Source organism: Streptomyces sp. Ru71 (genome assembly GCF_002920535.1).
GTDB lineage: Bacteria > Actinomycetota > Actinomycetes > Streptomycetales > Streptomycetaceae > Streptomyces.
In genome coordinates this window covers 82,967-97,168 of the sequence record NZ_PQSS01000024.1, presented here as the reverse complement: position 1 = coordinate 97,168, position 14,202 = coordinate 82,967, and the positions used below count along the sequence as shown (strand labels likewise).

Below are 14,202 nucleotides of genomic sequence, written 5' to 3'. Positions count from 1 at the left end.
GTCACCTGCCGGGGGTCGTCGTCGGGGTCGGGCGGGTAGCTGCGGTTGCGGGGGCCGCCGTGGGGGACGCGGGGGGCGTGGTCGCCTTCGGCCCCGGTGCCGCCGAGGTCGCCGGGGCCGCCGTTCCGGAGGCGCCGGGGGCCGGGGGCTGTGCGGTGCCCGTGGGCATCATCTCGGGGGCCAGGACCAGCGGGACGGGCTCGCGCTCCGCCGCGGCGGGCGAGGGAACGCCCTTGACGGTCCCGTCGGGGTCGAGGAAGGCAGGGTCGCCGCCCGGCACCATGCCCAGCTCGCGGGCGCGGCGCTGCAGGGCCTCGGGGGCGGAGTAGGCGTCCACGTCCCGCTGCAGGGCCTGCTCCTCGTCGGTGAGCGACTTGGTCTCCTTCTGCAGGTCGTCCATCTTGAAGGAGCCCTCGCTGAGCGCGGAGTTCAGCACGAGCAGCCCGATGAGGCCGCCGCCGAGGAGGAGGACGACGAGCAGCACGAACGGCGTACGGGCCGCCTGCCCGGCCCCGGCCGCCGGAAACAACCGGGCCAGCCGCGCGGCCCGCCCCTTCACCTCGGGTTTCCCGCTCACTCGCCCTCCCTCGGGTTCGTGCGGCCCCGGCGGGGGGCGCGGGCGGAGGGGGCCTTCGTGCACCGGGCCGGGTCGGCGGTCGCGCGGGGCGTGCACAGCCGAGGGACCTCGCGCGCGGCAGCCGCCCGGGCGGCGCGGGCTGAGCGCCGGCCCACCGGACGGGATGCCGCGGGGGTGTGGCCACCGTCCACCATGTACGGGCCGGCTGCCGCCGTGGGCCCACCACCCGCCACGCAAGGACCGGCTGCCGCCGTCGGCTCACCACCCACAAGGGATGGACCGGCTGCCGCCGTCGGCCCGTCGTCCACCATGGACGGGCCAGCAGGCGCGGTCGGCCCGCCATCCACCACATACGGACCCGCAGGCGCGGTCGGCCCACCATCCGCCACACACGGACCGGCAGGCGCGGTCGGCGCATGGCCCGCTGCCGTCGCGGCGACCGTCCCACGCGGACCCGGCGTCAGCACGTCCGGCCGTGGCTTGGCCCTGCCGGGCCCTGCGCACGTCGTTCTCGCAGGGCTGCGCCCCAGCGCTCCCGCAGGCGCGCACACCGAAGCGCCCCCCGGCGTCGTACCGGCGCGGGAAGCGCCTCCGGCCGTCACACCGGCGCGGGAGGAACCCGCGGGGCACCCGCTCGCCGTGGGCCAGAACGAGTCGCGCGGCCCGTGTGCCACCGGTGCCGCCGCCCAGGGGCTGGGGGGTGTCACCGGCCGGGGCACCCCGGACTCGCTGGTCCTCCCGCGTGCCGCGGCTGTCGCCGGCCAGGGCCGCCCGGGACGGTAGGTCCCCCCGGCTGCCCGCCCCGTCGCCTGGCTCACTCCACGTCCTCCCTGATGCGCTCGGCGCCGCGCAGCCGCGCGGGGGCCGCCCGGCGGTTCTCGGCGACCTCTTCCTCGGTGGGAAGTTCGGCACCACGGGTGAGCAGCTTGAGCCGGGGCTGGTAGCGCTCGGGCACGACGGGCAGCCCGGGCGGCGCGGTGGAGGCGGCGCCGGCCGCGAAGACCTGCTTGACCAGCCGGTCCTCCAGGGAGTGGTACGACAGGACAGCGATCCGTCCGCCCACGGCCAGCGCCTTCACGGCCGCCGGGATCGCCCGCTCCAGGACGGACAGCTCGCCGTTGACCTCGATGCGCAGCGCCTGGAAGGTGCGCTTGGCCGGGTTGCCGCCGGTGCGCTTGGCGGCCTGCGGCAGCGCGTCCCGGATCAGCTCCACCAGGCGCGCGCTGTTGCTGAACGGCTCCTTCTCCCGTTCCCGCACGATCGCGGCGACGATCCGCTTGGCCTGCTTCTCCTCGCCGTAGGCGCGCAGGATGCGGACGAGCTCGCCGGGCGGGTAGGTGTTCAGCACCTCGGCGGCGCTGATGCCGGTCGTCTGGTCCATGCGCATGTCGAGCGGCGCGTCCTGCGCGTAGGCGAAGCCGCGGTCGGCCTCGTCCAGCTGCATGGAGGAGACGCCGAGGTCGAACAGCACGCCCTGCACCCGCGGGACACGCAGCCTGCGCAGGACGTCGGGCAGCTCGTCGTAGACCGCGTGGACGAGGGTGGCGCGCTCACCGAAAGGCGCCAGCCGCTCGCCGGACAGCCGCAGCGCCTCCTTGTCCCGGTCGAGGCCGATCAGCCGTGCCTCGGGGAAGCGGGTCAGCAGCGCCTCGCTGTGCCCGCCCAGGCCCAGGGTGCAGTCGACGACGACCGCCCCGGGCTCCCGAAGGGCGGGCGCCAGCAGGTCCAGGCACCGCTGGAGCATCACCGGGACGTGTCGACTCTGGCTCAAGGGGCCCTCTCAGGTCCGGCGCGGCGCTCCGCACCGCCGGGTCCCCGCCCGCTCCAGAAGGGGAGGCCGACCGGCGCCTCACGGCGGCGGCCGACCGGGAGCGGGAGGAGGCCGAGCCGTACGTACGCGCCGCGCACGTGGGAGATCTCCGGACAGCACGCCGGGGTCTTGCTGGGGTTTCTCGCGGGGGACGTCAGGTCCTGTGGGGAGGGCCTCGCCTCCCGCTTCGCGTCACTTTAGTCCACCCTGTCTCGCGGTCAATCAACCGGCCTGCGCGTCGCGCACCGGCACGCGCGCGTAGCGCCGGATCCGCGGAATTCACTCGTACGGCGCCGTCCGCGTTACCCGTGCGGGGTACGCCGAGCAGCGAGGTGTCGACGGGCCGGTCCCCGCACCCTCCTCACGCATCGTTCGCGAAATCCGGCGCCACGCGGGCCGAAAGGCCGCAAGCCCCGACATATCGCGGCCAGTTGTCCACAGGCGAGTGACACGAACCGGTAACGGCAACAAGAATGCGGTGGTGAACGTCGCGCGGAACCTTTCCCGCGTGGTGTTCGTGATTCGGGGTGGGCCGGTTTCGCATCACAGAGCGGGCGGCCCGATAGAAAGAAACGGGCCGAGGAGGGCCGGGTGACGACCTATGACGAGCGAGCGAGCCTTACAGATCTGACCGCCACCGCGGAGCGCGTGCGCAGCTCGGTGGAAGAGGTGATCGAGGGCAAGCCCGAGGTCGTTCGGCTCGCACTGACCGTGCTGCTCGCCGAGGGACACCTTCTGATCGAGGACGTCCCCGGCGTCGGCAAGACGATGCTCGCCAAGGCGCTGGCACGTTCCATCGACTGCTCGGTGCGCCGTATCCAGTTCACCCCGGACCTGCTGCCGTCGGACATCACCGGCGTGTCCATCTGGGACCAGCAGCGCCGGGACTTCGAGTTCAAGCCGGGCGCCATCTTCGCGCAGATCGTGATCGGCGACGAGATCAACCGGGCCTCGCCGAAGACCCAGTCGGCGCTGCTGGAGTCGATGGAGGAGCGCCAGGTCACCATCGACGGGCAGACCTACGAGCTGCCGAGCCCCTTCATGGTGGTGGCCACGCAGAACCCGGTCGAGATGGAGGGCACCTACCCGCTGCCGGAGGCCCAGCGCGACCGCTTCATGGCCCGCGTCTCCATCGGCTACCCCAGCCCGGAGGCCGAGCTGCAGATGCTGGACGTGCACGGCGGGGTCAGCCCGCTGGACGACCTGCAGCCGGTGGCGCACGCGCACGACGTGGTGAAGCTGATCGACGCCGTCCGAGGTGTCCACGTCGCCGACACGGTCCGGCGCTACGCGGTGGACCTGGTCGCCGCCACCCGTGTCCACCCGGACCTCAGACTGGGCGCCTCCCCGCGCGCGACGCTGCACCTGCTGCGCGCGGCGAAGGCGACCGCCGCCCTCAGCGGCCGGGAGTACGCGCTGCCGGACGACGTGCAGGCCCTCGCCGTGGCCGTGCTCGCGCACCGGCTGCTGCCCACCGCCCAGGCCCAGCTCAACCGCCGTACGGCCGAGCAGGTCGTCCTGGAGATCATTCAGCACACCCCGGTCCCGTCGGCGCCGCAGCAGCACGGCTACGGCCTGGGTGCCACGGCCGCCCCGGCCTACCCGCAGCAGCCGCCGCGGAGGCTGTGATGGCGAGCGACGGGGGGACGGGACGTCCGGAGGCCGGCCGCGGTGAGCGCGGCGGCGTCCGTACGGCCCTGGCTGGGCTGACCACGCGCGGCCGTTCCTTTCTGGCGGCCGGTATCGCCGCCGCGATCTGCGCCTACGTGCTCGGCCAGGCCGACCTGCTGCGCGTCGGCCTGCTGCTGGCGGCGCTGCCGCTGGTGTGCGCGGCCGTGCTCTACCGCACCCGCTACCGGGTCGCCGGCAGCCGTCGGCTCAGCCCCGGGCGGGTGCCCGCGGGCAGCGAGGCCCGGGTCCATCTGCGGGTGGACAACGTCTCGCGGCTGCCCACGGGCCTGCTGATGCTCCAGGACCGGGTGCCCTACGTCCTCGGTCCGCGCCCGCGTTTCGTGCTGGACCGGGTGGAGGCCGGCGGGCGCCGCGAGGTGTCCTACCGGGTCCGCTCCGACCTGCGCGGCCGCTATCCGCTGGGCCCGCTGCAGCTGCGGCTGTCGGACCCGTTCGGGATGTGCGAGCTGACCCGCTCCTTCTCCTCCTACGACACCCTGACGGTGATCCCCCGGGTGGAGCCGCTGCCGCCGGTCAGGCTGGCCGGCGAGGCGAAGGGGTACGGCGACGGGCGGCAGCGTTCGCTGGCCCTGGCCGGCGAGGACGACGTGATCCCGCGCGGCTACCGCTACGGCGACGACCTGCGCCGGGTGCACTGGCGGTCCACGGCCCGCTACGGCGAGCTGATGGTGCGCCGGGAGGAGCAGCCGCAGCGCTCGCGCTGCACGGTGCTGCTGGACACCCGGGGCGTCGCCTTCCGGGGCGCGGGTCCGGACTCGGCGTTCGAGTGGGCGGTGTCCGGGTGTGCCTCGGTGCTGACGCACATGCTGCAGCGCGGGTTCTCGGTGCGGCTGCTGACCGACACGGGCAGTTCGGTGCCCGGCGAGGGCGCCGACGGGTTCGCGGGCGCCAGCCAGGAGTCCGCGGACGCGGCGGGCCTGATGATGGACACGCTCGCGGTGATCGACCACTCCGACGGCGCCGGCCTGTCCCAGGCCTACGACGTGCTGCGCGGCGGCAACGAGGGGCTGCTGGTGGCCTTCTTCGGCGACCTGGACGAGCAGCAGGCCGCGGTGGCCGCCCGGATGCGGCAGCGCAGCGGGGGCGCGATCGCGTTCGTGCTCGACAGCGACGAGTGGCTGCGTGAACCGAACGACGTCCCCGGTCCGATGAACAGGACACAGGAGCGGTTGCGGCTGCTGCGGGAGGCGGGCTGGACGGCGCTGAGCGTCCCGCGGGGCGCTAAGCCGGCCGATCTGTGGCACCAGGCGGACCGGGAGCGCACGAGTCTCGCGGCCGCCGGCGGCACGGGCAGTACGGGGGAGGCACGATGATGAGCGGACGGGCACGGCTGGCGCTGTGCGCGTGGGCGGCCACGGTGATGGCCTCCTGCGCGCTGCTGCCCCTGGTCGACCCGGCCACCTGGATCCTGCAGGCGGCGATCCTGCTGGCGATCCAGTCCGGCGTGGGCGCGGCGACGCGGCGGGTGCCGCTGGCCCGGCCGCTGACCGTGGCCGCGCAGGCGCTGGTCGCGCTGCTGCTGCTCACCCTGGTCTTCGCCCGGCGACAGGCCCTGGCCGGGTTCGTCCCGGGTCCGCAGGCCATGCAGCACTTCGCCGACCTGCTGCGGCAGGGTTCGGACGACATCGCCCGGTACGCGATCCCGGCGCCGCTGGAGTCGGACGGCATCCGGCTGATGCTGATCGGTGGCGTCCTGGCGATCGGTCTGCTGGTGGACACCCTCGCGGTGACCTACCGCAGCGCGGCCCCGGCGGGTCTGCCGCTGCTGGCGCTGTACTCGGTCGCGGCCGGGCTGTCGGACGGGGGCACGGACTGGCTGTGGTTCCTGCTCGCGGCGGCCGGCTATCTGATGCTGCTGCTCGCCGAGGGCCGGGAGCGGCTGTCGCAGTGGGGCCGCGTCTTCGGCGGCACCCCCCGCGTACCGGGCGAGCCGGACGGCCCGCTGGCCCCGGTGCGCACGGGGCGGCGCATCGGGGCCGTCGCGCTGGGCATCGCCCTGGTGGTGCCGCTGCTTCCGCTGCCGGAGATCCAGGGCGGGCTGCTGGCCGAGGCCCGGGGCGGTGTGGGTTCGGGCACGGGCGGCGGCGGCACGATCGCCGCGGTCAACCCGCTGGTGTCGCTGCGCGACAACCTGAACCAGGACGAGGACCGCACGGCCATGGTCCTGCGCACCGACAGCGACGACATCTCCGACATGTATCTGCGGATCGTGTCGCTGGACGACTTCGACGGCACCACGTGGAAGCCCGCCAAACGGCACATCACCGCGGTGCCGGACGCCTTCCCCGCGCCCGCCGGCCTGGGCGCCGACGTCCGGCGCGCGCAGGTCACCACCCGGGTCTCGGCCGCCGACTGGTACGCGCAGGACTGGCTGCCGATGCCGTACCCGCCGAGCGGTGTGTCCGTCCGGGGCAAGTGGCGCTACGAGCCCGTGGGCATGACGCTGGTCGGCGACCACGGGCAGACCACGCGTGGTGAGACGTACGAGGTGCGCAGCCTGGACGTACGGCCGACGGCGCAGCAGCTGGCCTCGGCCCCGCAGGCACCCGGCCGGATCAGACAGCAGTACACCAAGGTGCCGGGCTCCCTGCCGGCCGTGGTGGCCAGGACGGCCCGCCAGATCACCCGGGACGCGACGAGCGACTACGGCAGGGCGGTCGCGCTGCAGGACTGGTTCGCGCTCACCGGTGGCTTCCAGTACGACACGCAGGTGGAGGTGGGCAGCGGGCCCGACGCGATCGCCGTCTTCCTGCGCGACAAGCAGGGCTTCTGCGTCCACTTCTCCTTCGCGATGGCGGCGATGGCCCGTACGCTGGGCATTCCGGCGCGGGTCGCGGTCGGCTTCGCTCCGGGGACGGTGCAGTCGGACGGCTCGGTGGCGGTGAGCCTGAAGGACGCGCACGCCTGGCCCGAGCTGTACTTCGAGGGCGTGGGCTGGACCCGCTTCGAGCCGACGCCGACCCGGGGCACGACGCCCTCCTACACCCAGCCGGACACGTCGAACCCGAACGTCCCCGCGTCTCCGCAGGCCTCCAGCTCGGCCGGTGCGGCGCCGTCGGCGGCACCCTCGGCGTCCGCGAGCTGCTCGGTGCAGGCGAAGAAGCTCGGCGAGTGCGCCGCGGCGCTGCCGCTCACGCCGGGCCGGTCGGACGACAGCTCCATTCCGTGGTGGGCGATCGCCACCTGGGCCCTGCTGGGGCTGGCGGCGGTGACGGTGCTGCTGCTGCCGATGCTGTGGCGGGTGCGGCGGCGGGCGGTGCGGCTGGCATCGGCGCAGCACGGCCCGGGCCGCGAGAGCGACACCCGGAACGAGGAAACGCCGGCGGTGCCGGGCGGAGCCGCCGCACGCGACGGGGCGGCCGGGCATGTCCTGGCGGTGTGGCGCGAGCTCATCGACACGGCGTGGGACTACGGCATCCCGCCGGACGAGGCACTCACCCCGCGCAAGGCGGCGGCCCGGATCGTGCGGCTCGGCGAACTGGAGGGGCCGGCGGCCGCGTCGGTGCACCGGGTGGCGGGCGCCGTGGAGCAGGTGCTGTACGCCCCCCGGCCACGGGCGGAGGCCGGCCTGGCCGAGGACGTGCGCCGGATGCGCGCCGCCCTCAGAGCGCGAGCCGGCCGACGCACCCGGCTCCGGGCGACGGTCGCACCCCGCTCGGCCGTACGGGCCCTGTGGGACCTGTCGGCCCGCTGGAACGCCCTCACCTCCCGCTGGTCCCAGCGCCGCACCCGCTGGGCCCAGCAGATACGCCGCCCGTCCGGCCAGCGAGCGGGCTGACACGGCCCGGCCGCCGCGCCGGCGGCCGGCGCCGCTGGGCGGCCGCGCACCGGTGACCGGCCGCGTGCGGCGCAGCGCCCACGGTGACGCCGCGAGCGGCGCCGTGGGCGCCCAGACCGGCCCCTGGCGGCGCTTCGCGCACCGTGACCGGCGGCTGGCAGCGCCGTGGGCTGGGCCGTGACCGTTCCCTGGGGCGCCTCGCGCACCTGACCGGCCCCTCGGGGCGGCGCACGCACCGTGACCGCCCCTGGGGGCAGCGCACGTCCCGTGTCCGGAGACGACCGAGGGGTGACCACCGTGTCGGTGGTCACCCCTCGGGGAGTTCTGCGATCGTGGGCGGTCAGTGGCCCTGTTCGTCGCGGCGGCGCTGCCAGCGCTGCTCGATGCGGTCCATCATGGAGCGCTTGGGCCCTCGCTGGCGCCGCGCCTGCGGACCGGCGGCCGGATGCTCCCCGGGCTTGGGTGCCTTGCGCCAGCCGGTCACCGCCAGGACGGCACAGCCCAGCATCACGAGGAAGCCCACGACACTGAGCCAGACCTGCTTGGCGACCATTCCTGCCATGAGGAGCGCGATACCCACGAGGAAGCCCGCGACCGCCTGGTAGACCCGCCGCCGGGTGTACGTACGCAGCCCGCTTCCCTCAAGCGCCGACGCGAACTTGGGATCTTCGGCGTACAGCGCTCGCTCCATCTGCTCGAGCATGCGCTGCTCGTGCTCCGAGAGCGGCACGGAGTCCTCCTCATCGTGCAGTCGCCGGGGCGACCCGGGGGGTCCCTTCAGGATAGGCAGGGAATCGCCCCCGTGAAACCCGCCCCTCTGCGCCAATTGGCCAACCGGAGTCCGTCATGGGCGTCCCGGCTCGCTGAGGCTTCCATTCCCCGGCGGCCGACCCGTCATGCCGGGTGGTCTCCCTCGATCATACGGCGACAAGCCCCCGAACGGGGGGTCTGTGGCGGACTCCATCCCCCGCCAACACGCTGATCAGCGCCGCGCGGCGAAGCGACTCCGCGGGGCGGCTCAGCCCTCCGCCGCGCCCCGGGTCTCACCGAGGACGTGCAGCTGGGTCGCCACGGAGTGGAAGGCGGGGAGCTCGGCGGCGGCCTCCTCCAGCTTGAGCAGCGCCTCCAGGGCACCGGGCTCGGTGTCGACCAGCACGCCGGGGACGAGGTCGGCGAAGACCCGCACCCCGTGCACACCGGCGATGTGCAGGCCCGCGCTCTCGACCAGCCCGGTGAGCTGCTCGGCGGTGAAGCGCCGCGGCATGGGGTCGCCGGCGCCCCAGCGGCCGGCGGGGTCGGCGAGGGCCTGCCGGGCCTCGGTGAAGTGGCCGGCGAGCGCCCGGGCGAGCACGGCCCCGCCGAGACCGGCGGCGAGCAGGCTCAGCACGCCCTCGGAGCGCAGCGCGGCGACGGCGTTGCGCACGCCCTCGGCCGGGTCGTCCACGTACTCCAGCACGCCGTGGCACAGGACGACGTCGTAGCCGCCGCGCTCCACCACGTCGAACAGGCCGTGGGCGTCACCCTGGACGCCCTGCACCCGGTCGGCGACGCCGGCCTCGGCGGCGCGGCGCTCCAGGGCGAACAGCGCGTTGGGGCTGGGGTCGACGACGGTGACCTTGTGGCCGAGGCGGGCGACGGGCACCGCGAAGTTGCCGCTGCCGCCCCCGGTGTCGAGGACGTCCAGCGCCTGGCGGCCCGTGGCCTTCACCCGGCGGTCCAGGGCGTCCTGGAGGACCTCCCAGACCACGGCGGTACGCAGAGAGGCACGGGGTCGCATCGGGTCCGACACGGTGGTTGACTCCTCGGCACGGCACCGCCACGTCCCGGCGGCGCGATACGGGCTGCCTCCCGGCCCGGGGTGCGGGACGGAAGGCTTCAGGCGTGCTCCACCCTATTGCCTGCGGAGCGCCCTCGGTCATCGACCATGCCCCGCGTCCGCTCGACCCGCGTCGCGCGGCCCCGCTCCCCGCGTCCGGCCGGCCCGCACCCGGTCAGCCCCGCGCCACCCGCGCCCCGGTCCCGGACGACCCCGCCTCCCCGTCAGCCCGCGTCCGGCATCTCCACGCCCCGTTCCCCGGCGCGGCGCGGTTCGTCCGGGTCCTGGCGGGGCTGCGGCAGGACCGGTTGGAGGACCAGCATCCGTTCGACGAGGCGGATGAACATCGCCACGTCCCGTATCAGGTCGTCGGCGTCCCGGGATGTGGCCGCGCCCTGGATGCCGGCCTCCGCCCGGGCCCGGCGGCGGGCCCCGGAGGCGAACAGCGCGCTCCACTCGGTCAGTTCGGGCGCGATCTCGGGGAGCACTTCCCAGGCGCTCCGGATCCTGGCCCGCTTGCGGGGACTGGTCTCGGGCCGTCCGCGCGCGGCGAGCACCGCGGCGGCGGTGCGCAGCGCGGCGAGGTGGGCCGTGGCGTAGCGCTCGTTGGGGGTGTGGAGGGCGGCGGCCTCGTCGAGTCCGGCGCGGGCCTGGGCGAGCAGGTCGAGAGCGGCGGGCGGGGCGGAGTTCCGGCGGAGCACCGGGTGCACATCGCTCGCCGGGCCGTTCAGTGAGGGGGCAGGGCCGGTGGCGCGGCGCCGGTGGGCGGCGGCTGCGTGAGAGCTGGCCATGACGAACCTCCTGTCGTCTGCGTGACGGCACTGCCCTACGGGGGTGCCGTATGTGCCCATCGTGAGGTATGCCACTGACAATCCGTTCTGACCTGGGCTTTTGCTTCGAGCGAAGGTTCGGGTTAGTTTTTGCACTGACCAGTCAGTTCAAAAAGTGCGTTCCACATCCCAGGGGGTCACGTGGACGACTCGCACGGGCTCGCCGTCGCGGCTCGCGGCCTCGGGCTGAAGGGGCCGCGGGGCTGGGCCTTCCGCGGCGTCGACGTCGAGGCGGAGCCGGGTTCGCTGATCGCGGTCACCGGGCCGTCCGGCTCGGGCCGTACCTGTCTCCTGCTCGCGCTCACCGGACGTATGCGCCCCACCGAGGGCACCGCCACGGTCGGCGGACGCCGGCTGCCCCGGCAGATGGGCGCCCTGCGCCGGGTCGCCGCGCTCGCCCACGTGCCCGGGGTCACCGACCTCGACCCGGCCCTGACCGTCGGCGAGCATCTGCGCGAACGGGCGCTGCTGCAGCGGCGGTTCGGCGACGGGCTGCGCGCCCTGCTCCGGCCGCGCGGGGAGCGGGCCGCTACGGCCGCCCGGCGCGTCGACGCCGCGCTCGCCGCCGCCGGGCTCGACCTGGAGGCGCTGCCCAAGGGCCCGCGCACCGCCGTACGCGATCTGGAGCGTCTTGAGGCGCTGCGGCTGGAGATCGCGCTCGCGCTGATCGGGCGCCCGGCGCTGCTCGGCGTCGACGACGCGGACCTGAAGCTGCCGGACGCCGAGCGCGCCGAGATGTGGGCGCTGCTGAGGTCCCTGACCGAGGCCGGCACGACGGTCGTCGCGGTGTGCAGCGAGGCCCCCGAGGGCGCCGTCACCGTGACCACCGGCGCCCACGACCCGGAACCCCGGGACGACGACGAGAAGCAGGCCCACGACGACGACAAGGAGGCGGCGGTCGATGCGCTCGCCGAAACTGGCCGCTCTTGAGCTGCGGCGCTTCGGCCGGGGCCGGCTGCCACGCGCCGCCCTGGTCGCGCTGCTGCTGCTTCCCCTGCTGTACGGCGCGCTGTACCTGTGGTCCTTCTGGGACCCCTACGGCCGCCTCGACCGCATCCCCGTCGCCCTCGTCAACGCCGACAAGGGCGCGAGTGTCGACGGCAGGAAGCTGACCGCGGGCGACGACATCACGAAGCGGCTGCTGGACAGCGAGACCTTCGAGTGGCACCAGGTGGGCCCGGAACAGGCCCGCCGGGGCGTCGAGGACGGCACGTACTACCTGTCGCTGACCATGCCCGCCGACTTCAGCAGGCGCATCGCCTCCAGCGCGGGCGACAGCCCCGAGACCGGCGCCCTGCAGGTGCGCACCAACGACGCCAACAACTACATCGTCGGCCAGATCTCACGGACGGTGTTCAGCGAGGTGCGCGCGGCGGCCTCCAGCAAGGCGTCGCGCTCGTTCCTGGACAAGATCTTCATCTCGTTCTCCGACATCCACGACAAGACCGTCCAGGCCGCGGACGGCGCCGACCGGCTCAGCAGCGGCCTCGGCAAGGCGGAGAAGGGGTCCAAGGACCTCGCCGACGGGCTGAAGGACGCCAAGGCCGGCAGCGGCAGGCTGAACACGGGGCTCACCAAGCTGAACCAGGGCGCGAGCGACCTGGAGGACGGCTCGCAGCGGGTCGCGGACGGCACCCAGGCGCTCGCCGACAAGGTGAACGGGACCGCCGGCCAGGTGCGCCCGTTCCTGGTGGCCAACGAGAAGACCATCGGGGACACCGCCCGGCTCGTCGCCGACTCGGCGGCCGCCATCCAGCGCAACCTCGACGACCTGGTCGAGCGGGCCCCGCTCGCCGCCAAGGGCGCCCACCTGGCCGCGAAGGCGCTGGACGACTACTACAAGGAGCGCTGCGAGAGCGCCCTGCCGCTGCCCGGCACGGGCTGCGCGAAGCTCAAGCAGGCCAAGGAGTCGGCCGACGACGTGGCCGGCATCGCGGACGACCTCAACACCCTGATCGCCGACCAGAACGGCGACCTGACGACCATCCGCGCCAACCTCGGCACCCTGCAGAAGCAGGCGCAGGCACTCGCCAAGCGCGCCCCGCACCTCACCGAGGACCTGGACGACGCCGTAACGAAGATCAACAAGCTCAACGACGGCGCCGCCAAGGTGGCGGCCGGCGCCAAGAAGCTGCACAGCGGACTCGGCACCGCCTCGACCGGCGCGGGCACCCTCGACCAGGGCGTCGGCAAGCTCAAGACCGGCGCCGAGACGCTGAACGGCGGCATGTACAAGCTGGTCGATGGTTCCGGCAAGCTCGCCGGCGGGCTGCACGACGGCGCCGGGAAGATCCCCGACTACGGCAAGCAGGACCGCGACCGGCGCACCGGCGTCATGGCGGACCCGGTCCGGCTGGCCTCCCACGACCTGCACCACGCGCCGAACTACGGCACCGGCTTCGCCCCGTACTTCATCCCGCTGTCGCTGTGGGTGGGCGCGATGGTGGCGTACATGCTGATCCCGCCGATGAACCGGCGCGCGCTCGCCGCGGGCGCCCCGGCCTGGCGGATCGCGCTGGCGGGCTGGCTGCCGGTGGTGGCCGTCGGCATCCTGCAGACGGCGGCGCTGATGGCCGTCCTGCACTGGGCGATCGGCCTGGAGATGGTCCGGGCGGCCGGCACGGTGGGCTTCCTGTTCCTGGTGACGGCGTGCTTCGCGGCGATCGTGCAATGGCTCAACGCCCGCTTCGGCGCGGCGGGCCGCATCCTCGTCCTCGCCCTGCTGATGCTCCAGCTGACCTCGGCGGGCGGCACCTATCCCGTGCAGACGTCGCCGGGCTTCTTCAACGCGCTGCACCCGTTCCTGCCCATGAGCTACGTCGTGTCCGCCCTGCGCAGGCTGATCACCGGCGGCGGCCTCGGGCCGGTGTGGACGGCGTGCGCGGTGCTGGTGGCGTTCACCGCCGGTGCGCTCGCGCTGACCGCGCTGTCGGCGCGGCGCCGGCAGGTGTGGACCCTGGACCGGCTGCATCCGGAGCTGAGCCTGTGACCACGCGCGCGTGCCGTGCGGCCGGACCTGTGAGAATCAGCGCCATGGACAGCAGCACGACGTCGGGCGGCAGCACCCGCCGCGAGGCCACCCGGCAGAAGCTCTACGAGGCGGCCGTCACGCTCATCGCCGAACAGGGGTTCTCCGCGACCACCGTGGACGAGATCGCCGAGCGGGCGGGCGTCGCGAAGGGCACGGTCTACTACAACTTCGCCAGCAAGTCCGTCCTCTTCGAGGAGTTGCTGCGGCACGGCGTGGGCCTGCTGACCGCCTCGCTGCGGGAGGCCGCCGAGAGCACCGCGCGCGAGGGCGGCTCCCGGGTGGACGCCCTGGACGCGATGATCCGCGCGGGGCTGGTCTTCATCGACCGCTACCCGGCCTTCACCCAGCTCTACGTGGCGGAGCTGTGGCGCACCAACCGGGCCTGGCAGTCGACGCTGATGGTGGTACGGCAGGAGGCGGTCGCGGTCGTCGAGGGCGTGCTGCGCGAGGGGGTCGAGGCCGGCGAGTTCAGCGATGAGATCGACGTGCCGCTGACCGCCGCGGCCCTGGTCGGCATGGTGCTGGTGGCCGCGCTGGACTGGAAGTCCTTCCAGCCGCAGCGCTCCCTGGACGATGTGCACGCGGCGCTGTCCCGGCTGCTGCAGGGCCGGGTGAGCGGCCGCCGCTGACCGGTGGCCCCGGCGGGCACGGAAGCTGACCGGCGGCCC

Annotated in this window: 11 protein-coding genes; 6 read left to right on the top strand and 5 right to left on the bottom strand. The window is 74.4% G+C overall.

Annotation, left to right across the window (positions count from 1 at the left end; translation table 11 throughout):
- Window position 1: 1 nt before the first annotated feature.
- Both C3489_RS17085 and rsmH read right to left on the bottom strand, forming a co-directional pair.
- Window positions 2-577 (bottom strand): septum formation initiator family protein, encoded by a 576-nt coding sequence (locus tag C3489_RS17085; RefSeq protein WP_103782695.1) that lies wholly within the window; start codon window positions 575-577, stop codon window positions 2-4.
- Window positions 578-1,391: 814 nt separating this feature from the next.
- Complete coding sequence (gene rsmH, locus C3489_RS17080; RefSeq protein WP_103782694.1) at window positions 1,392-2,348, bottom strand: 16S rRNA (cytosine(1402)-N(4))-methyltransferase RsmH; 957 nt, start codon at window positions 2,346-2,348, stop codon at window positions 1,392-1,394.
- Between the two features lie 630 nt (window positions 2,349-2,978).
- Between rsmH and C3489_RS17075 the strand changes: the two genes are divergently transcribed.
- The 3 genes from C3489_RS17075 to C3489_RS17065 are packed head-to-tail and all read left to right on the top strand — an operon-like array spanning window position 2,979 to window position 7,857.
- On the top strand, window positions 2,979-4,016 hold the full coding sequence (locus C3489_RS17075; RefSeq protein ID WP_103782693.1) for a MoxR family ATPase: 1,038 nt from the start codon (window positions 2,979-2,981) through the stop codon (window positions 4,014-4,016).
- A complete protein-coding gene (locus C3489_RS17070) occupies window positions 4,016-5,392 on the top strand; it encodes a DUF58 domain-containing protein (RefSeq protein WP_103782692.1) in 1,377 nt (458 codons plus the stop codon). The genes C3489_RS17075 and C3489_RS17070 overlap by 1 nt, the downstream gene beginning before the upstream one ends.
- The gene (locus C3489_RS17065) at window positions 5,392-7,857 is read left to right on the top strand and encodes a DUF3488 and transglutaminase-like domain-containing protein (RefSeq protein ID WP_103782691.1); all 2,466 of its coding nucleotides are present in this window, start codon (window positions 5,392-5,394) and stop codon (window positions 7,855-7,857) included. Before C3489_RS17070 ends, C3489_RS17065 begins: the two co-directional genes overlap by 1 nt.
- A 340-nt stretch (window positions 7,858-8,197) precedes the next feature.
- Here the strand turns inward: C3489_RS17065 and C3489_RS17060 are convergent, their stop codons facing one another.
- The 3 genes from C3489_RS17060 to C3489_RS17050 form a co-directional block, all read right to left on the bottom strand.
- A complete protein-coding gene (locus C3489_RS17060; RefSeq protein ID WP_103782690.1) occupies window positions 8,198-8,587 on the bottom strand; it encodes a DUF3040 domain-containing protein in 390 nt (129 codons plus the stop codon).
- Between the two features lie 288 nt (window positions 8,588-8,875).
- Window positions 8,876-9,646 (bottom strand): methyltransferase, encoded by a 771-nt coding sequence (locus C3489_RS17055; protein WP_103782689.1) that lies wholly within the window; start codon window positions 9,644-9,646, stop codon window positions 8,876-8,878.
- Window positions 9,647-9,897: 251 nt separating this feature from the next.
- Window positions 9,898-10,464, bottom strand: coding sequence for an SAV_6107 family HEPN domain-containing protein (locus C3489_RS17050; RefSeq protein ID WP_103782688.1), 567 nt, complete (start codon window positions 10,462-10,464; stop codon window positions 9,898-9,900).
- A gap of 180 nt (window positions 10,465-10,644) precedes the next feature.
- On the opposite strand from C3489_RS17050, the gene C3489_RS17045 reads away from it, so the two are divergent.
- Genes C3489_RS17045 through C3489_RS17035 form a run of 3 tightly spaced genes read left to right on the top strand, consistent with a single transcriptional unit; the run spans window position 10,645 to window position 14,163 of the window.
- A complete protein-coding gene (locus C3489_RS17045) occupies window positions 10,645-11,433 on the top strand; it encodes an ATP-binding cassette domain-containing protein (protein WP_103782687.1) in 789 nt (262 codons plus the stop codon).
- Complete coding sequence (locus tag C3489_RS17040) at window positions 11,405-13,492, top strand: YhgE/Pip family protein (protein ID WP_103782686.1); 2,088 nt, start codon at window positions 11,405-11,407, stop codon at window positions 13,490-13,492. The genes C3489_RS17045 and C3489_RS17040 overlap by 29 nt, the downstream gene beginning before the upstream one ends.
- Window positions 13,493-13,536: 44 nt before the next feature.
- Window positions 13,537-14,163: a TetR/AcrR family transcriptional regulator gene (locus tag C3489_RS17035; protein WP_103782685.1), complete on the top strand. Its 627-nt coding sequence runs from the start codon at window positions 13,537-13,539 to the stop codon at window positions 14,161-14,163.
- Window positions 14,164-14,202: the final 39 nt, after the last annotated feature.